Raw genomic sequence first — 23,525 nt, 5'->3', positions numbered from 1 at the left:
CAAGATTTCGGGTGCTCAGTGGAATCAGCAAAATGTTGCTCAAGTTTTGAAACATCGGTGCGCTTATCTCAATGGCTATTTCTATTCCCCTAAGTATTTTTGCTCAGTGCCTAATTGAGATGCTCCCAAAATAGCCTTTCTAGACAAACAATTATGCGAATTCATCGATTAGCTCTAAAAAATTTTAAATGCTTTAAAGAAGTAGATGTTTCTTTCTCAAAAATAACTTTGCTTACAGGGGAAAATAGTAGTGGTAAAAGCTCTTTAATATATGGGATATTAGCTCCACTTCAAAGTATTAGTTTGAATGGCAATTCATTCCCATTATATTTGTCACTTAACGGTAACTATGTGAATATGGGAGGATTTGAGGAGGTTGCATTTAATCATAGTTTAAAGAATGATTTAGGAATTGATTTGAATTTTGCTTTCGGAGGAAGAACTTATGAATTTAAAACTTCATGGTGTTTTGACTTAATTCGCAATTCACCTAGATTAAGTTACTTAAAGAATAGATCTCCATTCATAAAAACTGTGGTGAGTCAGAAAGAAGATTTATCTTATGTTGTAAATATTGAACATATTGATAGTGAATTAAAATCTCTAGATATCCATGATTTTAATGCTCAATCAATCGATAATTTTAATAGGAATATATATGACTATTTTATTGAGATTTTTGATAATCTATATAATGAATTAATTAATGATTTTAATTTTATTAGTTCTTTTAGGTTGCAACCTGATCGTACTTATTATCAATCATTACTAAATCGTACAGTTGATAAATCTGGTAGAGGTTATATTGACCAGATTTTAGAGTGGAATGATAATCAGTCAGAAGAATCATTGAATTTAGCCTCTATTCTTAAAGATTTGAAGATTTTATATGATATTAAACCTCATAGATTGTCAGGGGGAAGATTTGAGATAAAAGTCAAGGTAAAGAGTAGAAGTAAGTGGGAATCATTGGCAGATGTTGGATTTGGTATTAGTCAATTCTTACCAATTATTGTTGCTGATTTACAGTTGCGGGATAATTCAACATTGATTATGTCTCAGCCAGAAATACATTTACATCCATCAGTTCAAGCTAACTTAGGTGACTATTTAGTAAGGCAAGTTAAAGAGAGAAATAAAAACTATATTGTGGAAACTCATAGCGAGTACTTGCTCAATAGAATGAGATTGCTAATTGTTAAAGGAGAAATCTCTCCTGAAGATGTAGCTGTTTATTATTTTGAAAACTCGGTCAAAGATGGCAGCATCGCCCATCGGATTGAATTTACAAAAGACGGACAAATCTTAAATGCTCCGAAAGGATTCTTTGAGACATATATGATTGACACAATGGACATTGCTCTTAATGCTTGATAGGTTTAACTTTTAAAAATTTCTAATGACTAGAAAAGACATCTTTATCGACAACAATATAGCGAAAAACTTCTCTAATCCTCTCGATCCTGAGTATAAGCAACTTATTAAATGGCTAATAGAATTTAATTCCGATCCCAAGAAGCATCAAAATAACGCCCACTTAGTTGTTTCACAAAAACTGATAGCCGAATATTACAGAACAATGGGACATGCAGCATCGGACAATAATATTGCTGTGATTATTAATCTGTTAACTCAGCAAGGTCGGTTAAATCGAATTAGTAACGAACAGATCAAAGAATTTAAGCAAAAGTATTTTACGAATAAAGTAAAAAGGCGTTTAGTTTCTAATGAGGAAGATCGAGAGCATATCCCCGTAGTTTTATTGTCCGATCGCAAATATGCCCTGACCCTAGACGAAAAATTTACAGACGACCTCATAAACTTTCCAAGCTTTACCGCCACTGTAGGCAAAAAAACATCCGATATTCCCTACGATAAATTAGAGAGATAGTCAGCGCGAAGCACTACCCATCTCTGTAGACACAAGGTAAATTGTCAGATCGTGTAGTTTGTGACTTAAACCTATGACAGTTGCGTTAAACTAAAAAGCTAAGTCTCTTAATATGTAGTTGCTTTACGATGGAGTCACTGTTTTCTACTCAAGGCATCATGGTTATGCTGCTTGGTGCATACGCCGTTGCCATGTGGATGTTCCTCACCAGCGCACCAAAAGTACATACGATCATGGTTTCTAACCTCGATCAAGCGCGATATTTTTATGAAGGCGAGTTAAAACTGCCGATCGCCGATGTGCCGCTACATTATTACTACGGCTATGAATACGGCATGGGCGCACCTGCTGATCCGATTTATATTCCTGCTACCGCCCGAACTGCTAAATCCAAATATTCCGCAGATATGGAAGGCGCGTGGTATCAACTCAAGAAAAATGTGCAGTTGCATATCGTGCCTGGAGCAAATGCTACAGATAGCGATCGCGGCAGACATATTTGCTTTAATCGCGACTGTGTCGAACAACTCCTGCTCCAGATCCAAATCAAAGGTGTCAAACATAAAGTCCGTAGCGAAAAACCCCTCAACTTCTTGGTTAAAGATCCCGATGGACAGGTAATTGAAATCGCTGAAGTACTTAGCTAATCAAAAGCTGATCAAAAGCTAATCGAAAAAGAAGACTCGCATTGCGAGTCTTCTTTTTCGATCTTGTGACCTAGATAACGTTTAGAATGATCGCTATTGTCCAAAATAAGTATCTGATAATGGACAGCAACGAACGAGTATTTGAAGATATGGCAACAAAGCAAGCAGCAATTTTGGTCTTGGCAGATGGTACTTGTTACCGTGGCTATGCCTTCGGCGCATCTGGAACCGCGATCGGCGAAGTAGTATTTAATACTGGTATGACGGGCTATCAAGAGGTAATGACCGATCCCAGCTACCGAGGTCAAATTGTTACTTTCACCTGTCCCGAACTTGGTAATACAGGCATAAATCCCGAAGATGATGAATCCGATCGCCCACAGGTACGCGGCATCATTGCCCGTAACATTACGGCAGTTCCTAGCAACTGGCGATCGCGTCAGTCCTTACCCGATTACCTCAAGGCTCATAATGTCGTAGGCATTGCAGGTATTGATACTCGCGCCTTAACCCGCAAATTGCGATCGCTCGGCGCAATGAATGGCGGCATCTCCACAGAAATCCTCGACCCCGAAGTTTTGTTAGCCCAAGTCAAGGCTGCCCCCTCCATGCAGGGGCAAAACCTAGCCCAAGAAGCTTCCACCACCAAAATCTATGAATGGGCAGAAAAAACCCTGCCTGAGTGGGAATTTATCGAACCATCTCAGCTTACAGGGGAAGGATTAACTGTAGTAGCGATCGACTTTGGCGTGAAGCGTAATATTTTGCGTCGTCTTGCCAGCTACGGTTGCCGCGTGATCGTCGTCCCTGCGGATACTACTCCCGAAAAGATCCTCTCGTACAATCCCGATGGCATTTTCCTCTCTAACGGACCTGGCGATCCCGCCGCTGTCATGCAAGGTATTGAAACGGCAAAAGCCCTATTATCCGCAGACAAACCCATGTTTGGTATTTGCTTAGGGCATCAGATTTTAGGCTTATCGATGGGTGGCGATACCTTCAAGCTCAAATTCGGTCATCGCGGACTCAATCAACCCGCTCAAAACCAAGCCGAAAATGCTGATCGCCGCGTCGAGATCACCAGCCAAAATCATGGTTTTGCCCTCACAGGCAATTCCTTTGACGAGTCTGCGGCGATGCTAACCCACATCAATCTCAACGATCATACCGTCGCTGGTTTAGAACATAAAACCCTACCAATCTTCTCGGTGCAATATCACCCCGAAGCTAGTCCTGGCCCCCACGATGCCGATTATCTCTTCGAGCGTTTTGTGAACTCCATGCGCGAACACAAAAATAGTGCTAAGCAAGTCGCTGCTTAACTATTTCTGACCCCAAAATCTCTATCCTTTAGTAGCAGTTAACCCGTTTTAGAAACGGGTTAACTACGTCAAAATAAGCTCGCAAGTCCGATGTAAGCTTTCGTAATTTATAGCTATCGCCAAATGTACTAGGACATAAACCCCAAGAACTGACTGGCGGCGCTTAGCGCCGCCAGTCAGTTCTTGGGGTTTGATTTGTCCTCAGTCAAGTGACTGTAGATATATAAGCAATATGACAAGCAACATTACAAACAACTGGGGAATACAGAATACTATAATCTTACAATTAAGGAAATTGAGAAGCTATCTCCTTAACGCAATGTCTTAAATAACAGCAAAAGGGTATTTACCAATGGCTCAGTTTTTATCGTTTCGGAGATTTCTTGTTAACGAGCAAATTCATCAGAAAATCCATCAGAAGGAATTACCCATGCATCTATCGCCTAATCGATTTAAGGGCGTAAGTACATTATTACTCGGTGCTTTAATGGGAAGCTTTCTTTATGCTTGTGAAGCTAAGGTAAGCGTATCGGGTGGAACTGAGGTGAAGACGACTGCGGAAACTCCAACTAAAGAATCTGCCACTCCTACCAGTACTCCAGCTTCAGCACCGCCAGCATCTAATGAAGCTATTGCTGCCTATAATCAGGGCAATGCCAAAAGTGAATCAGGGGATGTCAAGGGAGCAATTGAATCCTATAACAAAGCTATTAGCTTACAACCTAGTTTTCCAGAAGCCTTGATTAATCGGGGAAATGTCAAGGCTAAAGCGGGAGATAAAGAAGGTGCAATTGCTGACTTTAACGAGGCAATCCACCTCAAAGCCGATTCGGCTACTGCCTACGCATCCCGTGGAGACTTGAAACATCTTTCAGGAGATAATGCGGGAGCGCGTGCAGATCTCATGAAAGCAGCCGAACTCTTTAAGCAACAAGGGAAGACTGAAAATGCTGAGGCTATCACAAAAGCGATCGAGCAAATTAAATAGTTCAACTGTATCAAAACCATAGCAAAGCTCAAAATGGCTACGCCATTTTGAGCTTTGAAAACCCTTAACTTCTCAAACATGCTCTAAAGTGAGATGATATGAAGATAGAGAGATTTAACTTTGTATTACAACTATGCCAACCCCAGTACCCACACTTCCTACTGACTCTGAAGGACTTTTAAAACTCTTACGACATAAGGAGGGGACATGGGTACAGTGGGGAATCGCTTGTCAAATGCTGCAAAAAATGGGAGAGAATTCCCTCGCAATTTTTGAAAATACGGGTTTTGAACCGATCCAACAAAATCAGATAGTCGTCGCTTCTCAAGTCTATGCCAGTCTCCAAGCAGGAAATGCTGCCGATATTGTATTGGCTCATTTCGAGCAAAAGGGTAGCGATATTTTGCATGAGTTGCGCGTACTCAGCCAAAGCGAACGTGTGACCATGGCAACCTTTGCCCTAGAAAAGAACCTCGATGTTTTAGAAGCTAAGGATGTTGTCAAGGCTCTCAAAGAAGCTGCAAGCGTTGCCAATTTGCCAGAGGGATTTACGCGCCATCCAGGGGATGCTGTCGTGTTGCAAGTCCTCAAGGCGGCGCAGGGTAAAATCGATCCGCAGGAGCGGACGCGATTGATCGCAAGGGGGTTACGCTTTGCCCATAGCGAAAAGGCAAGAGCCGCGATCGAGAGATTACTCATGGATATGGCAAATCCATCGAAAAAGAAGGCTCCTAACTTACCCAACTTCCGTTATGACGGCGAAGATAATATCCCTCGCATTCTTCCCGTTGCAGGCTATCTGCCATTAACGTTAGAAAAGTTTCGGTCAGTTCCGCAAGTGAGCGAGGTTGTACCCTTTGGCATTGTCCGAGGTGAGGGTGCAGAGGCTTGGGCGACTCTCCCTGGATGGTTTGTGGTACATCAAGCTGAAGATGGCGTGATTGTGGCTTGTAACACCGATACTTTAAAGACCTCGATTAATCAAGAGGTCTTGAGTGCCTTGCGCGATCGCCCTGAAGATATCTTGGTGCTGGTCGATCGCGCTCAACGGGAATGGGATGAAAACAGCTATTTTGCGATCGCTGGCGAAGATGGCAATCTCAAGTTTGCATGGTTTGAGGCGCAACCCGAAGTCGAACTCTTAGGTAAGGTGACCTTAACCCTCCGTCCCAAGCGTTTCTTTGACGAAGAGGCCTCTAAAGATCGCTGGCAGTTTGAGGAATAAGTTTGTTGGTCATTCTAAGGATGGGCGGCGCTTCGCGCCGCCCATCCTTACCTATTTAGCACTACCAATTTGTTTTATAGCTACAGTCACTTGACTGAGGACAAATCAAACCCCAAGAATTGATTGGCGGCGCTTCGCGCCGCCAATCAATTCTTGGGGTTTATGTCCTATTAGACTTGGCGACAGCTATATGGTATTGAAAAGTAAAAAGGGGTGCGATGCGTCGCCTTTGCTTTTTAGATTAGAATAGGACTTTGTTGGTCGGGGCTGTCACACAATGAGCGAGATAAAGGGTAATTTTATAAATTTAGCCAATCAAGTACAATTTCTTGATGAGTTTGAAGCGATCGTTGTCGGTGCAGGTCATGCAGGCTGTGAAGCAGCCCTCGCCTCGGCAAGAATGGGTTGCAAAACCTTGCTCCTTACCCTCAACCTCGATCGCATTGCATGGCAACCTTGCAACCCCGCCGTTGGCGGACCCGCCAAATCCCAACTTGTCCATGAAGTCGATGCCCTTGGCGGGGAAATTGGTAAAATTACCGATCGCACCTATCTCCAGAAAAGGATTCTCAATAGTTCGCGCGGGCCCGCAGTTTGGGCGCTCAGAGCGCAAACCGACAAACGCGAATATGCCGCCGAAATGAAAACCGTGGTTGAAAACGAGCCAAATCTCTCCGTGCGCGAGGGAACGGTCACTAACTTGTTGCTCGATAGTAATCAAGGCATTATCGGCGTAGAAACTCAATTTGGGGTTGGTTACGCCTGTAAAGCCGTCATCTTGACCACAGGCACTTTTCTCAATGGCAAAATCTGGGTGGGCAATCGCTCCATGTCTGCGGGGCGTGCGGGAGAATTTGCGGTCGCAGGGCTTACGGAAACGCTCAATGCTTTGGGCTTTGTCACCGATCGCTTAAAAACAGGAACCCCCGCAAGGGTCGATCGCCGTAGTGTGGACTATAGCCAAATGGAAGTTCAACCATCGGATACGGAGCAGAACTGGTTTAGTTTCGATCCTTCGGCATGGGTGGAGCGGGAGCAAATGAACTGTTACTTGACTCGCACTACCGCCGAAACCCATCGAATTATTCGCGAGAACCTGCACCTTACCCCCGTTTATGGCGGCTTCATTGATGCCAAAGGTCCTCGTTATTGTCCTAGTATTGAAGATAAGATCGTGCGCTTTGCTGATAAAGAGAGCCATCAGATTTTTATCGAACCTGAAGGTCGAGATATTCCCGAACTCTACATTCAAGGCTTTTCCACGGGAATGCCTGAGCATATTCAACTCCAAATGTTGCGAACGCTGCCTGGACTCGAAAATTGCCATATGCTTCGCGCTGCCTATGCGGTGGAATACGACTATATTCCTGCGACTCAGTGCTATCCGACCCTGATGACAAAGCTGATTGAAGGGCTATTTTGTGCGGGTCAGATCAATGGAACTACGGGCTATGAAGAGGCTGCCGCGCAGGGTTTAATTGCGGGTATGAATGCGGCTCTATTTGCGCAAAAACGAGAGATGGTCGTATTGCCAAGATCCAGTAGCTACATTGGTACGCTGATCGACGATCTTTGTACGAAGGAGTTACGCGAACCCTATCGAATGCTGACCAGTCGCTCCGAATATCGCTTGATTTTGCGCTCGGACAATGCCGATCGCCGCCTCACCCCCATCGGTCGCGAGATCGGTCTAGTAGACGATCGCCGTTGGCAACTCTTCTGTGACAAACAAGATCGCGTTCATGCTGAAGTGGAACGACTGAATGGAACTCGCGTGAAGGAAAAGGAAGAACTTGGGCAGAGAATCACCGCCGAGACAGGGGAAATGATTCGCGGAGCTATAACGCTTGCCGACCTGTTGCGTCGTCCTAAATTTAACTATGCGGAACTAATTCACTATGGGTTAGCCGATCCTCATTTAAATCGCTTTGAACGTCTCGCCGCCGAGATTGAAGTGAAGTATGTGGGCTATATTCAACGACAAGAGCATCAAATTGAGGAAGTTGCCAAACATAGCGATCGCCCTTTACCAACGGATATCGACTACAACGCGATCGCGACGTTATCCAAAGAGTCGCGGGAAAAACTGAGCAAGATTCGACCGATGACCATCGGTCAGGCAAGTCGTATTGGTGGGGTTAATCCTGCGGATGTGAATGCCTTACTGGTTTATTTGGAAATCCAACATCGTTTAGCAGCAAAAGCAAAATAACATAAAACCCCAAATAGTGTTGCCGCGCGGAGCGCGGCAACACTATTTGGGGTTTTAATTTTGTCCTAACAAGACTGGCGACAGCTATAAAAAGACAAGTCCTAGCCAAAACAGATAATCCAAACGGGAAGCATAACAATTATGCCGACAAAAGAGAAGGCGATCGTGCTAATTAGTAAATCGCGATCGAGATTATAGACCTCAGCAAGAATCAGCACAGATAGCCCCGTCGGAGTTCCAGACATTAAGGTAAGAATCAAGCGAGGATCATGGCGAAGTCCAAAGGCTGTAGCGACCAAACCGATCGCCAAAGGAACGATCGCCACCCGTAAAAAAGCCGCGATCGCCGCAGGTTTAATACTTGTCCATTGTTCGATTTTGCCTAGCCGTAAACCCACTAAGGACAAGGCAAAGGCGATCGTTACCCATACCCCCACATCCAAACCCGACTCGATCGCAGCGGGTAAAGCGATCGGGCGCGTATACCAACCGATCGCAAAAGCCCACAGGCTTGGTACAGTTGCGACATCCAGCAATAGCTTCCACCAAGGGGGCTTAATCTCGCTCTTACCAAAGTAACTAGCAATAAATACGGCAATGCCATAATTACCAGCTACGTTACTGGTAATGCTATACAACACCGCCCAATCGGCATAGTTGGCACTGGTTAGGGAATTGGTCAGGGTTAATCCCACAAATCCCGTATTACCGAGCATCGTTGCCAAAATAAAGCTACCCAAACTAGAGCGATCGCTACCTTCTTGCTTGGCAAACTGCCAACCAATGAGCGCTAATAGCCAACTGATAATTAAAGAAGCGATCGCGACGTAGGGAATATAGGGCGTATCCGAAAACTCCGTATGCCGCGCCAATACAAAGAGCTGCCAAGGTACTCCCACCCAATAGAGAGCCACCCCCAAAATTTTGGAAGCATTTTGTGGAGCAAATCGAGAAAATATTAAACCAACGCCCGTCCATAGTAATAAAGGGATATAGGCATCGATCAAAGCACCAAGATGGAAGCCAGACCAGAAATCGTTAAGACTATTTAGCAGCATTCAGAATCCATTCAGTAATACCATCGGCAAGGGTTGCGGCTAGTAACTTCTGCTGCTGCCGATCGACAATCCATTCAAATTCCACAGGATTGATCATAAACCCTAACTCCAAAAGCACTGACGGTGCAATTGTCGGTCTTGTCAGGGCCAAACTATTCCAATACACACCATAATTGGGACGCGCCAGCTTTTGGGAAACATAGGTGTTAATGAACTTGGCAAAGTCTTCCGCCTGTGGATTATACCAAAAAGCCCCCATACCTGAGGTGTTAAGGGCATCACCATCATCGGGCAATGCATTGTAATGAAGGCTGATCGCTAGCGTGGGCTGCTCTTGTTCGATTTTAGTAACCCGCGTTCCCAAATCCACATCCCGATCCTCCGTTCTAGTCATCACCACATTTACGCCACGATTTTGGAGTTCGCTCTGCAATAGGGTGGCAGTAGTTAGGGTGGCATATTTCTCTGGATAGCCCGTCGGCGATCGCGCACCTAAATCCTCATTACCGCCATGCCCCGCATCTAGAAGAATTTTAACGCCCTCTAAAGGTTGGCGGTCTTTTGCGGCCGTCAGAACTGGGGGATGTTTGAGCAATAAAATCAGATTTGTCCCTTGATAGCGAACCTGATATCCCCATTGTTGCTTGGGTTTGAGACTAAGGGTATAGGTTACCTTATGGGAATCCGACTGTACCCAATCCAGCTTATTGATTATGGTATCGGGAGCAATGGAAATGGTATCGGTTTGAGCCGTGACGTTATAAAGAGTTAGGGCAAAGGTGCGATCGCTTTGGACGATGGCGATGGGTATGGGTATTTCTAAGGGAATCGTTACCTCTGTCCAAGCCTGATCGTGATCAATAATTCTTCTTGTATTAATACTACGCACATTGGAATTAGCGAAGTTTTCCGCATCTTCTTCAATGGCGATCATACTCTTTCTGACCCAGCCACCATAATCCAGCCGCAGCCAAGCCCCTTGTTTGCCCGTGATTACCGCTTTAGTGCCTTGGGGCAGAGGAGTCAGCCTTGAGAAATCGGTACTCGCTCCCGTTCTGGCATCGGCAACGATCGCCGTTATTTTGGCAACTTGGACATGTGTAGGAGAGAGAATCTCTACCGTACCAGTAGCTTTTTCCTTCACAATGCGATCGCCCGATCGATCCTTAAAACGCATTTCGTATTCGGGCTGACCAAGTTTACTTGCGTTTTCAAAACTGGCACAACCACGAAAATAGCCTGAGGGTGATTCTTCGGTGGCTTGGTTATTGCCCGTTAAGACCGAAGAATTGGGTGGCAACTGCGTATTGCGGCGGCGGGGTAGTAAGGGAATCTCGCGATCGCCGACCCTAGCTAATACCGTCGCATTGGGTGTAGCGATCGCCTCAAAGCAAATTCTCTCATTAGGTTGCCTAGCAATATCGACACTAGGGAATAGGGAATCTTTGATAAAACCTATATTTTGAGGCGGTAAGGTAATACGAGACTCTCGTAGCACCTTGACATTTATCTGGCGATCGCGATTAGGCTCGCCCGCCAAATTAACGTACTTAATATTAAAATTATTTTCGCCTAACTGAAGCGGCAAACTCGGCGCAAAATGTCCAGCCTCACTGCGTTGGATTAATTTGCCATTGATGCTCACATTGCCATCTTTTGGCGCAGTCCCGATAAAAAACAGGCGATCGCTATTGGTCGTATGTTGCAATGGGGGATAGGTTAGATGCAATTGGGTGGGGGGGACGAAATTCTGAGCGCTAGTCGCGGTCACCACCAGAAAACTGAAAATCGCGATCGTCAAAATCCCTATCAGTCGCCGCATAATCTCTGTTACTTATCTAAATTAGCGATATCAAACCTTATAACTCAATCTTAACGTTATCGTGCTTGAAAACTCAGAATATATAGCGATCGCCCGTCATGTTATACCAAATCACAAAATGGCTACGCCATTTTGTGATTTTAAAACCCTTACTGGGTTTGATTTTCAATTCCCAAAAGTGTAGCTACACTTTTGGGAATCTCAAAACCTTACTGGGTTTGATGTTTATAGCTGTCGCCAAGTGTATTAGGACATAAACCCCAAGAATTGAGTGGCGGCGCGAAGCGCCGCCACTCAATTCTTGGGGTTTGATTTGTCCTCATTCAAGTGATTGTAGTTATAGGACAGATCAAACCCTAAAAGATATTTTTGCGATTGAAAGCAGGATAATTTATGAATTTCTCCGCACTCGAACTTCCATTGAATAGTCTTATAACATTTTCATAACTTTCATATATCTTTTTGATAACAAAATGAGTCTAGGAATTACTTTTAAATTATTAAAGAGATGAATAATATCTATAACAAATAACTGTTAATTCTTTAAATCATAGAATTGCTTAAATATTTCATCTTGATGCCCTCTACACCAGCAATTCTTGACTTTATAGCGGGTATCGGAGATCTTTAGAGAAGGTGGCGGACAGCCCTCCATCTCACCTTTTCTTTCTCTAGAATCCTGTTAGACCAATTCACGAAAGTGTGACAACACTTTTGTGAATTAAATACCAAATCTAGTAAGGGTTTGAAAAACTAAAAATGGCTACGCCATTTTTAGTTTTGATATTATCTAGATCTCTACAAATACTTTAAGGAATGAAATTATTATGTTTTGGACAGCAGACAGAATTTACTCTCAAGGTATTGAACAGGCTCAGCAAAGCATTTATGAATTCTTTCTAGAAATGGTTCGTTGTAAATCACCTGATGAAGTATTAGAAGACTTTAAAAACCTATTTGTCAGTTGTAATGTTAGTAATAACATCGAGATCACTCAAGCCCTCGATCAAATTTTGACTGCCTATAATGAAAAGGAATTTTTCTACACTTTAAAAAGGTGTTGTTATATCATCATTAACAATTGGACTGTTAGTAATAATCTAATTCATATTCAGTCTTTAGTTAATATTTTTGACCATCCTTCAATCTATAAAAAACCCACATCTATCAAACTAAGAACCTTACGAATTTGGTTGCAGATGTTTGTTAAGAGTGAAGATTTCCAATCGCTCAAGCTGTTTATTCTCAATAGGGAAGAACATAGTAGCCCCGACCGAAATTGGGGTAATCGTTTTGCATCCTACCTCCTAGCCTATCAATATACAAATCCCACCAGCCCCCTAGAGCAAAGGCAAGCGGCACAACGACTAGCTCAAAAAATGAAGGAGCAATTCAAATTTGAGTTAGCCATGTATACGGCTCGGATAGGATCGCAAACAACCTTTAAAAATCCTCAAACTAATCCGACAAGTTTAAACAATAATGTTATTAATCTCGTCACACTCATGCTGACCAAGAAGAGTGTATTGAATTGTCAAGATTTAGCTGGCAAACTTTTAGGCAATATCAACAGCTTTTCCTACTATGACTTTAAGGTTAACTTGCTCGAATACCTAGATTTCTCAATTGCGGATGCGGAAATATCGGATACGGTTCAGACCAAGATCTATGATGGTTTATTTGATTTAGGTTCGCAACGTCACGACCATCCCGTAACTACGTCCTTGGTTTTAAAGAGTGCCAAGTATTTAATTAATGAACTTACGATCGCCGATCGCGAAAAGCCGACGGAGTTGTTTAACATTTTACTGCACCATACCAATCCGCTTAACCTCGTAGTATTACTGCTCAAGATTCTATTTCTCAATGAATCCATTCGCCCTTATCTAGAGTTAAGGGTTGCAGCCATAATTAAGTACTACAGTCAATATAGCGAGTCCAAATGTAAATCAGTCATTGCATTCATCGATATGCTCAATATTGCCTTGGCAATTTATGCCAGTGAAACTCGCTACACTATTGTGAGGATGAATCCCTATGAGATAACTCCTTCAACAGCAAAAAGCAATTCCTCTAATTTCTCTAATTCCTCCGACACTGATATCTCTAAATTTGATGCTACCCAATATCGTATCTTTTCACAGGTTCGGTAATGCTGTCTAAGTAACGTGAGTTCGGGATAATTTGAAATGGGCTTTGAGAAAGGGTTTGCTACGCAAACCCTTTCTCAAAGCCCAAAAGTAAAAGCCTTGCGTAGCAAGGCTTTTACTTTTGGGCTTTTACATTTGGACTTTTAAAATTTGCCAGCTTAATCCAAACGGACGTTAATTAATTGATGAATTTTTTTAAGGTGTCAATGCTCACGCTGTAAGGAGGATAACGTAACTTGAGATCAAAACGGAATGAGTTTTTTAGTATGCTCTTGCGATGGGAGAACCTGTCAAAGGTCGCCTTACCATGGTAGCTACCCATGCCGCTATTGCCGACTCCACCAAAGGGAAGTTCGAGGTTAGCAAGATGTAAAATCGTGTCGTTAAAACAACCTCCACCAAAGGATATTTCCTGCAAAATTTTCTCTTGCTTCTGTTTATTGTTAGAGAATAAATATAGGGCAAGGGGCTGGGATTGGCTCTTAATTAGGGCGATCGCGTCAGAGATCTGGTCGTATTCCAAAACTGGCAAGATAGGACCAAATATCTCTTCCCCCATAATTTTTGCATGAATCGAAATTCCATCAATGATCGTCGGGGCAATGTAGCGATCGCTTTTATCGGTTTGCCCACCGATTAAAATTTTACCTTCGTTTAGCAAACTAACTAAGCGATCAAATTGGCGATCGTTAACGATACGGGCAAAATCGGGGCTTTGTTGGGGATTTTCTCCAAAGAAAGTTTTGACATATCTCAATAACTTCTCTATTAAGACAGGTTTTATACTTTTTGAAACTAATAGATAATCAGGGGCAACACAGGTTTGTCCAGCATTATAAAATTTACCCCAAATAATTCGCTTGGCTGTAGTTTCCAGATCGCATTCCTCATCAACAATGCAGGGGCTTTTACCGCCAAGTTCAAGGGTAACGGGAGTTAAATGTTTGGCTGCTGCTTCCATAACAATCTTGCCGATCGCGGTGCTGCCAGTAAAGAAGATATGATCGAATTTTTCGGCTAATAAAGCTTGATTGATGTCTAGCCCGCCCTCGATCACCGTGATGAAATTGGGATCGAAATGCTCGTTAATAATTTGGGCGATCGCTTTGGCAGTATGGGGCGCATATTCTGAAGGTTTGAGAATGGCACAATTCCCTGCGGCGATCGCGCCAATCAGGGGCTGGATATTGAGAGAGAAAGGATAGTTCCAAGGAGCGATAATCAGTACGACACCTAAAGGTTCAGTATAGATATAACTAGAGCTAGGAAATAGATTTAGAGGAGTTCCTACTTTCTGGGGCTTCATCCAAGCCTTGAGATGCTTGAGAACGTACCTAATTTCTGAAAGCGCAATTAAAATTTCACTACTAAAAACCTCGATCGTGGGCTTATGCAAATCCGCATAGACTGCATCGAGAATTAACTTTTCGTTTTCTTTGATCAATTGTGCGAGTTTCTGAAGTTGAGATACCCGAAACTCATAATCTTTAGTTTTATTTCCAGCGAAGAAAAGACGTTGTTTTGCGATCGCATCTGAGACATCCAAATTATTGCCCAAATTAATGATAGGTAAGGTTTCCATAATTTCTAAAATTCTGTAAATTGGCTCTCTAAATTCCAGCTTAACCTATGCTAATTTGAAGCTAAGTAGCTCTGTATATTTAAAAATCCAAACCCAAGAGCGTACTGTCCGCTAAGCGGACAGTACGCTCCTATAGATTTTATGTAAGTAGCTAGGCGCAATTAAATATAAAACCCCCAAACCTGTAGCGCATGCTGCGCGTGCGTTACAGGTTTGGATTCTGGGTTTTAATTATGTCCAGCTACTTATACACTTATGCTTAGCTCCTTATAGCTGTCGTTGTACTAGGACATAAAACCTAAGAATTGATTAGTGGCGCTCCGCTTCGCCAATTAATTCTGGGATTTTGATTTGTCCTAAGTCCAGTGACCATAGCTAAGTAGCTAGGCATAATTAAAAACCAAGACCAGAGAGCATACCGCCCGCTGCGCGGGCGGTATGCTCTTCTGGGTTTTAAGTTTACTTATGCCTAGCTACCTATATATCGAAAATGTAAGACTACCCTAATATAACTATGGCAATCTTTGGTGGCATTCTTCTTGTAATTGGGATCATTCTATTTTTTGTGCAAAAGAATTACAGCACAAAACTGCAAAGTATTCGTTTGGCAACATCCTCAACGGTTGCGGAGTTACAGAATATTGCGAGGGAGATCGCAGGGGAAATTGGTAGTGGCAATTTGCGTGAATATGTGAAAGTACGTGGGATCATTCGTAGTGAGAACCCCTTGATTTCGGAACTTAAACAAGCTCCCTGCGTACATTATGCTATGAGGGTTGTCAGAGAGTATGAAGAACAGCATACAACCCGTGATAGTGAGGGCAAAAGCCGCACGGAAACTCGACGTGGTTCGGAGACGATATCTAGTAACAGTCAGTCAATTCCCTTTACATTACAAGATCGATCGGGTGAGTTGGTCGTGAATCCCGATGGAGGTGATATTGAAACTACGCAAATATTAAACGAATTTCGGCAGGAGAATTCTTCGTTACTATCCTTTGGGGCTTTTAGTTTGTCGGTGGGTTTGGGAATGGGAGGAAGGCGGACATTGGGATATCGCTATACGGAATCAATTTTACCCTGCGATCGCGAAGTATTGGTAATCGGTACGGCGGCTGACGAAGGCGGTCAAGTGACGCTGCGCAAACCCATTCAATCCGATAAGAAATTTATTATTTCTCTCAAAAGTGAAGAGGAACTTGCCAAGTCTACCGCCAATGCTGCTAAGTGGTTTTTCTACGGGATGGTGACCTGTTTGATCCTCGGCGCAGTTTTACTGATCGTGGGATTAGTTTTAAAGAGTTAATTCGTTCTCCATTTTGTTCTCAATGCGGCGATATGTCCATCGCCAATTCCACCTCAGATTGCATCTAATACCAATTCCCAAAATGGCTACGCCATTTTGGGAATCTCAAAATCTTACTGGGTTTGGTGTTTAATTCACAAAAGTGTTGTCATACTTTCGTGAATTGGTATAAGTATAAAAACCAAAACCAGAGAGCGTACCGCCCGCTACGCGGACGGTACGCTCTTCTAGGTTTTAAGTTTACTTATGCTTAACTACTTACAAAAAGATCTACAGTTTGCAAAATTGACGCGATCGCGAAAAAGTGGCTTCTTGGAGTTGCCAACCAAAGGCAAAATGGCTGAGGGAATTAATTGCGGGTACGGCAGTATGAATGGCTTGCATTTGAGCTTCTAAGGATGGGCGATTGGCGGAGGGTACGTTCCATTGCCCAACTAAAATCGGGGCGATCTTGGTTCCATTAGGTGCGTATTGAGCAACCTTGAGGACTTGATTCACAATGCAATCGGGTTTGCCACAGACTGCATAGGCCATCGGTTGCCACTCGTAGTCATTGGTAAACAAATGCCAAGGTTGCATTCGTGAGTCAAAACCCTCTCCCACAGGTTGATTGCCATCGGAGAAAAAAGCAATACTGGCGGGAATTCCTGCGCGGAAGACAGGTTTGGAGACAATGCCGAGATAGTAGGTCACGCCGATAAACGCATGTCCCACCGCTAGTCGCCAAAGTTCGCTCTGCCAATAGGCGATCGCAGGATTGGGTTGAGTTGAGGGTTGACGACCTTGCCAGAGCGGCTCTGATTCTTGGGGATAGAGCTTTTTTAATGCTTGTAAATCCGTAGGGGTCACGTAGCCTTGCTTGAGAAATCGGTCGATCAGTTCCCTGCCTTGGAAATTCTCGGCGCGATCGCGGAGAGCCTGTAATGAAGCAGAGCCATAGATCCAGAGGTAGCGCACATTACTGACTACCGAAGCCGCACCTGCACCACGCTTATAACGCACATAGTCAAATACTACTCCGTCGGGGTGGCGCTTGAGCACTTCATGCACCGCTAGGTATAAATCGTTCTGAGCTTGATAATTATAGGGATCGATAAATAGCTGATTGGTAGTGGGAACTTCACCTTCGGGATTTTTCCCTAAGTTCTCTACTATGGACATTGTCGTATCGCCATTGGCATTGCGAGCGATCGCATTTTGTCTCGCCACCGTTAGCTTAGGCAATCCATTGAGATCGACTCCTCGGGCGTAAGCCGTACTAAAGTTCATCGTAAATATCCAAGCCCGAACATTCAATCCGCGTTCTCTTCCTTTATCGATCGCCAGTTTTAATAAATCCGCATTCTGGTATCGATCGGCATCGACCAGCGATTCCCAAGCTGTGATATTTCCCGAACGGGGCAAGAGGATTTTCCCTTCCGAAAAAACCTCGATAAATACTTGGTTGTAACCTCGATTGATGATCCGATCCATCACTTCATCAAGTTTTCCCGATTGCAGATCGCAGGGATAGAGACGCAGCCAGACACCTTGAGTTTTCAGCCAAGATTTTTGACGGCAGATCTGGAGAGCTTGCGTATGTTGCTTGATGATCGCTCGATATTCGGCGATCGCCGCTAGATTGGTGGGATCTTGAAAAGCTGCCGAACGCAATTTGTCTTTATTGGCGATCGCCTCGTGATCAAATTGGCAATATTCACTGACCTGAGCCACCGATTGCGCCAAACCCATTGATAGATTGGCGACTAAAGGGACTAAAGCAACGGTAAAGACTCGAACGAGCGATGCTGGCATATAGCAGTTTCCAAATAAGGCTGAAATTGCCGCAATGTTTTGGGGAAATATGATAAGTAGCTAGGCATAAGTAAACTTAAAACCTAGAAGAGCATACCGCCCGCGTAGCGGGCGGTATGCTCGCTGGTTTTGGTTTTTAATTATGCCGAACTACTTATTAGATTTTCTACCAAGCGCAAGCACTGTATCAGAAATCTGATACCATGAATGGTTTTAATCTCCCCATTTACCTCATTTAACTGCGCTGTCGCTATGACTGATGTTAATAATCCATCAAACGTTGAATCGCCAGAGACCTATCTCCAATTTGGCGATCGCTATCGTGGCTCTGGCAATCTGCCCCTCGCGCTCAAAAATTATCAACGCGCTCTCGTTGTCGCTCCTGACTTTGCCCCTGCCCACGAACGTATTGGTGGAATTTATCAGCAGCAGGGAAATATGATGGAGGCGATCGCTAGCTATAGCAAGGCGATCCAATTCGATCCGCAATTGTTAGAGGCTCAATTGGGATTAGGGAATACCTATCAACAGATGGGATGGGCGGAGCTAGCGATCGCCCATTTCCAGAAAGCCCTCGAATACCATCCCGAACGTTTTTTGGCGGAATATCATTGCAAGCTAGGGGATAATCTCAGGAATAGAGGCAAAATCAGCGAAGCGATCGCCAGTTACGAACGCGCGATCGCCCAAAATCCCGACAATATCGATGGTTATCGGGCGATCGCCCAAATCCATTTGCAGCAAAATGCCACTGAAGCAGTTAGCGCTATTTACGAACTTGCCGAGAATCATAATTCGGATCTGCTGCAAGCTAAAGACTATAATGCCTTGGGCGTAGCCTATTTGCTCAAAATTAGTTCCATTCCCACCGAAGAAGAAGCGATCAAAGCCGATTTAGAAGGTAAAGCGATCGCCTGCTTTGAGAAGGCAATCCAGATCGATCCCGCCTATGCTGATGCCCATTGCAATCTTGGCAATACCTTCCTTCGCAAAGACCAAATCAAAGATGCGATCATATCTTACAAAGAAGCGATCGATATCGATCCCAACTTTGCCCAACCCTACTTTAATCTCGGAATTATTTTAAATAATCTAGGTAAAATCGACGAAGCGATCGCCTGTTTCCAATCGGCAATTGAACTCTCCCCTGATTGGATCGAAGCCCATCAATACCTCGGTCAAATCCTCGCGAGAGGAGTCTAGTCAAAAGGGAACTGGTACTTGCAAACGAATTTCCTCTAGCGATCTCGGATGAGTGAAGGTTAACTCCCGCGCATGGAGATGTAAGCGATCGGTCGCAATCTGACAGCCATATAGGCGATCACCTAAAATTGTGAGCCCCAATCCACGCGGATCGGCAGCGTGAACGCGCAGTTGATGCGTCCTCCCCGTTAAGGGGATAAATTCAATTCTTGCGTAATTATCTTGATTACTGACTTGATTACTGACTTGATTACTGACCTGATTACAGAGCAGCCGAAACTCCGTCAAACTTGGTTTGCCTCTCGCAAAATCCACCTGCTGGTAGGGACGATTTTCGGGATTGCCCCACAATGGCAAATCGATCATCCCGCATTTTTGAGGACATTCTCCTGATAGTAATGCTTCATAAACCTTACGCACTTGCCGCTGTTGAAATTGCATCTGGAGATGTCGCAACGAATCTAGATCGCGAGCTAATAATAAGATCCCCGAAGTTTGGCGATCGAGTCGATGCACTAGGTAAAGAGACGCGCGATCGCTAAAATCGCTAAAATATTGGTGTAGGCGACTGAGAACGCTGTCTTGAGTATCGAGATATCTCCCAGGGACTGATAGCAGCCCTTCAGGTTTGGCGATCGCTATTAGATACTCATCCTCATACATAATGGGAAGTTCTACTTCGATTTTCCCCGATTTAATCGATTTAAAGCTAGATTTAAGACTGGATTGACATCGTATTTTTTCTTTGTTTTCATCCTCAACAGAGATCGCATCTTCTTCTGCTCCGTCAAAAGTGTTACGATTCCTTCCCGATAGCAAAAATCCCATTAAAGGTTGACACCTCTCGACACAAGCGCCATAAAACTCTCCCTGCATCTTATAACCATCGGGGGCAGGACTTCCCCACCAAAACTCCGCCAGAGCGATCGGGGTCAGATGATGGATGGCAGCATAGTGCAATAATTTAGGAGCGCAACAATCGCCTGTGCCCGTGGGCATGGCTCCTTCGGTAATTAGTTCTTTTAGCGATCGCGTTTCCCCCGCAAAATTAGTCAAGACATAGGACTGATGCATTTGATTCTGCAAAGTGCGCGAGAGTTCGCGGCGTTCCTGTTTGAGATTTTGCATCCGAGTATCCGCAAGCTCGATCGCCTGTTTGAGGGGCAATAGAGCCAGATCGCGATCGCGCTTAAAATTTCGCCTTTCCATTTTTTCAAGTTGACTCGTTCGATCTAAAGCGGATCGGTCTGCGATATCTTGCTGTCTTTCGATCTGGCGTTGTTGCTTAGAAATATGATGCCGCTCTCGCATCATTTCAAACTGGGCGGCATATTCCTGCGATCGTCGTTCGTATTCCCCACGTTCGGCAATCTGACTCAATTCAATTAATTCCTGCTTGATTTTTGCCAATCGATGGAGCGTAATTGATTCGGCGATCGCAACCCTTTCCCTTCCATCAATGGGGGGAACCCATCCTGCAATCTCACCTTTGCCATTGAGCAAGCCAGAGAAGGCTTTGAGAATCAATCTTTCTCCCCTTGATGATTCCGCAATTAACACTCCGTACATTTTGCCTTCCTTGCGATCGCATTGGCTGCGCCCAAGGGATTGCATGAGATCCCTTGCGATCGCTTCCGCCTCTAAAGTTCTCGGCAATCGCAATATTTCACCACTATAGGGACAGATCCCCTCGTACCAATAGGTGATAGCTCGATCGAGATCCGAACCAAGTATCATGGCAGAAGCATCTAATATTTTGCCAGCGCCAATTTCGCCATGAGTCACCCTAGCAACCCTTTCCTTAATCTTAACTACGAACCCGCGATCGAGTCTTTAGCAGACTATCACGATGTCGTTACCGCCGCCGAATATCCGATGCATAAATTGCGATGGCGTAACGATGATGTTTTGCCGATTTTAGGACTCGCCCCATCGCAGGTTAGCGATGATGACTTTATTGAAGCTTTTGGTCATTTTCGCGCTGTGCGCTCCTTCCTTGCCCTCCGCTATCACGGTTATCAATTTGGTGAATATAATCCTCAACTCGGTGATGGACGCGGATTTATCTATGGACAGGTGCGCGGAGTTGATGGCGAACTCTATGACTTCGGCACTAAAGGCTCTGGTAGAACCCCCTACTCCCGCACCGCCGATGGACGACTCACCCTCAAAGGTGGAGTAAGGGAAATTATTGCCTCGGAAGCTCTCCATCGTATGGGTGTAAAGACCTCGCGTTGTTTCAGCCTCGTCGAAACGGGAGAAGACCTATGGCGTGGTGACGAACCATCACCCACCCGATCTTCCGTCATGGTGAGGTTCTCGCGATCGCATATTCGCTTTGGTACTTTTGAACGCCTCAAATGGATCGGTCGCACTGACCTTACCCGCAAATTGCTCGATCATGTTCTCCAAATCTACTATCCGCAGTTCTGGGGAAAAGAAAATCAGGATGGCATTTTCTATCTAGAATTAGTCGAACGAGTGGCGACCCTTTGCGCTCAATGGATGGCGGTGGGATTCTGTCATGCTGTTCTCAATACCGATAATATGTCAATTACGGGCGAGAGCTTTGACTATGGACCTTTTGCCTTTATTCCCACCTACGATCCGAGATTTACCGCCGCCTATTTTGACTATGCGGGACGCTACAGCTATGCCAATCAACCTGCCGCTTGCTATTGGAATCTCGAAAAGCTGCAAGATCCTCTCGGTATGGTCGTCGATAAGGACGATATGCAAGCATCATTACTGAAGTTTAAAGACTTCTATCGCCTTGCCTATTGTGAAATGATGCTGAAGCGATTGGGATTTAGGACGCTCTCTGAACCTGAAACTGAAGATCTGATCGGCGCAACCTTAGAATTGTTGTCCAACGTCCAAGCGATCGGCTACAACCAATTCTTTGTGAAACTTCGCCAATCTTTTCAACCCAATTGGCGCGAAGATGTTCGCCATATTTTTCCTAATCCTGATTGGGAAATCACGGAGGAACAAGCCCCATTATTAGAAAAATGGCGCGTCGTTTACCATCAATTATTAATCCGTCAGCCGATCTCGGAAATGGAAAATATTGCCCAACAACTTAAGACCGCGAACCCATCCATAATTTTTCTACGTCCGAAAATTGAAGAGGTTTGGGAGCGAATTACCTTGGATGATGATTGGCAACCTTTGTATGATGCGATCGCCCAATTAAAAGAATAATGCTCATGACATCTTGTTGAAACCAATCAAAACCGAAAAGATTAGTGGCGGCGCTCCGCTCCGCCACTAATCTTTTCGGTTTTATAGCTATCGCCTGTACTAGGACATAAACCCTAAGAATTGCTTGGCGGCGCGGAGCGCCGCCAAGCAATTCTTGGGGTTACCGACTTTCCACGGGAGAGGGAAATATGAATTAATACGAAAGTCGTTGCTTAAGACTTTCGGCAATTTTCGTTCCCAAATATTCAGGAATTAGGTTTTCGTTAGGACCTAATAAATATAAAATCAATCTTGTGCGTCCGCGCCATACTAATAAATTGGCATTTACTACCAACAGATCCTCCTGCCAAATCGCATTCATCACCTTATAAAATAATCCTGGTTGGCTGTCCGCCTCTACCAATAGCGCAGGTAAATGAAATACGCGATCGACATAAAAATTTGTTTCGACCTTTTTTAAGCCACTATCAAGGTTAAATTCCAAGGCTAGCATCTCTTCCACCTCAAAACGCCCCAAGAGTGTTTCTTTGATTGCCTTACGAACATTCTCGGCAGTCTTCTGGGGCAGTGCTTTTCCTCCCCGCGAGATCACCAGTTTGATAAACACCAGCATCGGTGTATGAATCTGCCCGTAAAGACTGAGACTATGAATTGTTAAACCATAGGCGGCAAGTACCCCAAAAATATCACTTAATAAAAATGACTGATTTCGATAGGCAAAATAAAGTACGCTCTTACTGCTTTCCGATCTGAGTTCAATTACAGCTTCCTTAGTTTGATAAAGTTGGTAAGCCAAACGCAAATTTTGCAGTTGAATATCACTACTTACAAACTGCTCGTAAAACTGAGGAAAGCTCATATTAAAGCGTTTCAGTAATTCGATCGTTGAGGTTTTTAGCCCAAACGTCATTGCCAACCTCCCGATCGCTCACAAATGCACTTCATTATCCCGAAGATCGAACAAAAGATCGCCCCCCATATTGCCTTAGGTGCGACAAACTGCCTTAGATGCCCATAACTTGAAATTGGTGCAATCAGATTAAACATTGCTTGTTTCAAAAATAAAAAAATGAAAGAAATAATAAAGTAAGTGGGCTTAATTAAATATAAAACCCTAAAAC

At 44.1% G+C, this 23,525-nt stretch carries 17 protein-coding genes; 11 read left to right on the top strand and 6 right to left on the bottom strand.

Annotation, left to right across the window (positions count from 1 at the left end; translation table 11 throughout):
• The first annotated feature begins 153 nt into the window (after nt 1-153).
• The 7 genes from PseudUWO310_RS20290 to mnmG all read left to right on the top strand — a co-directional run bounded on the left by PseudUWO310_RS20290 (nt 154) and on the right by mnmG (nt 8,285).
• Entirely contained in the window at nt 154-1,374 is a 1,221-nt protein-coding gene (locus PseudUWO310_RS20290) for an AAA family ATPase (protein ID WP_190316095.1), read from the top strand.
• Nucleotides 1,375-1,399: 25 nt separating this feature from the next.
• Nucleotides 1,400-1,891: a hypothetical protein gene (locus PseudUWO310_RS20285; protein ID WP_143122275.1), complete on the top strand. Its 492-nt coding sequence runs from the start codon at nt 1,400-1,402 to the stop codon at nt 1,889-1,891.
• A gap of 128 nt (nt 1,892-2,019) precedes the next feature.
• The gene (locus tag PseudUWO310_RS20280; RefSeq protein ID WP_009626213.1) at nt 2,020-2,538 is read left to right on the top strand and encodes a hypothetical protein; all 519 of its coding nucleotides are present in this window, start codon (nt 2,020-2,022) and stop codon (nt 2,536-2,538) included.
• Nucleotides 2,539-2,657: 119 nt separating this feature from the next.
• Nucleotides 2,658-3,860: a glutamine-hydrolyzing carbamoyl-phosphate synthase small subunit gene (carA, locus tag PseudUWO310_RS20275; RefSeq protein ID WP_143122274.1), complete on the top strand. Its 1,203-nt coding sequence runs from the start codon at nt 2,658-2,660 to the stop codon at nt 3,858-3,860.
• Nucleotides 3,861-4,212: 352 nt separating this feature from the next.
• Nucleotides 4,213-4,848: a tetratricopeptide repeat protein gene (locus tag PseudUWO310_RS20270; protein ID WP_143122273.1), complete on the top strand. Its 636-nt coding sequence runs from the start codon at nt 4,213-4,215 to the stop codon at nt 4,846-4,848.
• A 133-nt stretch (nt 4,849-4,981) separates the two neighbouring features.
• On the top strand, nt 4,982-6,073 hold the full coding sequence (locus tag PseudUWO310_RS20265; RefSeq protein ID WP_143122272.1) for a RuBisCO accumulation factor 1: 1,092 nt from the start codon (nt 4,982-4,984) through the stop codon (nt 6,071-6,073).
• A gap of 277 nt (nt 6,074-6,350) precedes the next feature.
• Nucleotides 6,351-8,285: a tRNA uridine-5-carboxymethylaminomethyl(34) synthesis enzyme MnmG gene (gene mnmG / locus PseudUWO310_RS20260; RefSeq protein WP_190316094.1), complete on the top strand. Its 1,935-nt coding sequence runs from the start codon at nt 6,351-6,353 to the stop codon at nt 8,283-8,285.
• 101 nt (nt 8,286-8,386) lie between these two features.
• Here mnmG and PseudUWO310_RS20255 read toward each other — a convergent pair whose 3' ends face one another.
• Entirely contained in the window at nt 8,387-9,343 is a 957-nt protein-coding gene (locus PseudUWO310_RS20255; RefSeq protein WP_143122271.1) for an AEC family transporter, read from the bottom strand.
• Nucleotides 9,330-11,165 (bottom strand): N-acetylmuramoyl-L-alanine amidase, encoded by a 1,836-nt coding sequence (locus PseudUWO310_RS20250; RefSeq protein ID WP_143122270.1) that lies wholly within the window; start codon nt 11,163-11,165, stop codon nt 9,330-9,332. Before PseudUWO310_RS20250 ends, PseudUWO310_RS20255 begins: the two co-directional genes overlap by 14 nt.
• Nucleotides 11,166-11,992: 827 nt before the next feature.
• Between PseudUWO310_RS20250 and PseudUWO310_RS20245 the strand changes: the two genes are divergently transcribed.
• A complete protein-coding gene (locus tag PseudUWO310_RS20245) occupies nt 11,993-13,318 on the top strand; it encodes a hypothetical protein (RefSeq protein WP_143122269.1) in 1,326 nt (441 codons plus the stop codon).
• Between the two features lie 175 nt (nt 13,319-13,493).
• Here the strand turns inward: PseudUWO310_RS20245 and PseudUWO310_RS20240 are convergent, their stop codons facing one another.
• Nucleotides 13,494-14,897: an aldehyde dehydrogenase gene (locus PseudUWO310_RS20240; RefSeq protein ID WP_143122268.1), complete on the bottom strand. Its 1,404-nt coding sequence runs from the start codon at nt 14,895-14,897 to the stop codon at nt 13,494-13,496.
• A 514-nt stretch (nt 14,898-15,411) separates the two neighbouring features.
• Here PseudUWO310_RS20240 and PseudUWO310_RS20235 point away from each other — a divergent pair.
• Nucleotides 15,412-16,203 carry an E3 ubiquitin ligase family protein gene (locus tag PseudUWO310_RS20235; RefSeq protein ID WP_143122267.1) on the top strand — a complete coding sequence of 264 codons (792 nt, stop codon included), beginning with the start codon at nt 15,412-15,414 and terminating at the stop codon, nt 16,201-16,203.
• Nucleotides 16,204-16,473: 270 nt separating this feature from the next.
• Here PseudUWO310_RS20235 and PseudUWO310_RS20230 read toward each other — a convergent pair whose 3' ends face one another.
• The gene (locus PseudUWO310_RS20230) at nt 16,474-17,997 is read right to left on the bottom strand and encodes a family 10 glycosylhydrolase (protein WP_143122266.1); all 1,524 of its coding nucleotides are present in this window, start codon (nt 17,995-17,997) and stop codon (nt 16,474-16,476) included.
• 252 nt (nt 17,998-18,249) lie between these two features.
• On the opposite strand from PseudUWO310_RS20230, the gene PseudUWO310_RS20225 reads away from it, so the two are divergent.
• Nucleotides 18,250-19,200 (top strand): tetratricopeptide repeat protein, encoded by a 951-nt coding sequence (locus PseudUWO310_RS20225; protein ID WP_190316093.1) that lies wholly within the window; start codon nt 18,250-18,252, stop codon nt 19,198-19,200.
• Here the strand turns inward: PseudUWO310_RS20225 and PseudUWO310_RS20220 are convergent, their stop codons facing one another.
• Entirely contained in the window at nt 19,201-20,937 is a 1,737-nt protein-coding gene (locus PseudUWO310_RS20220) for a pseudouridine synthase (RefSeq protein ID WP_143122264.1), read from the bottom strand.
• Nucleotides 20,938-20,976: 39 nt separating this feature from the next.
• Here PseudUWO310_RS20220 and PseudUWO310_RS20215 point away from each other — a divergent pair, with 39 nt between their 5' ends.
• On the top strand, nt 20,977-22,404 hold the full coding sequence (locus PseudUWO310_RS20215; protein WP_143122263.1) for a protein adenylyltransferase SelO: 1,428 nt from the start codon (nt 20,977-20,979) through the stop codon (nt 22,402-22,404).
• A 193-nt stretch (nt 22,405-22,597) separates the two neighbouring features.
• Here PseudUWO310_RS20215 and PseudUWO310_RS20210 read toward each other — a convergent pair whose 3' ends face one another.
• Nucleotides 22,598-23,314 (bottom strand): hypothetical protein, encoded by a 717-nt coding sequence (locus PseudUWO310_RS20210; protein WP_009627613.1) that lies wholly within the window; start codon nt 23,312-23,314, stop codon nt 22,598-22,600.
• Nucleotides 23,315-23,525 lie beyond the last annotated feature (211 nt).

This window comes from Pseudanabaena sp. UWO310, from assembly GCF_006861605.1.
Lineage (GTDB): Bacteria > Cyanobacteriota > Cyanobacteriia > Pseudanabaenales > Pseudanabaenaceae > Pseudanabaena.
Note: the sequence above shows the minus strand (reverse complement) of the source record. Positions and strands in the feature narration are given on the sequence as shown.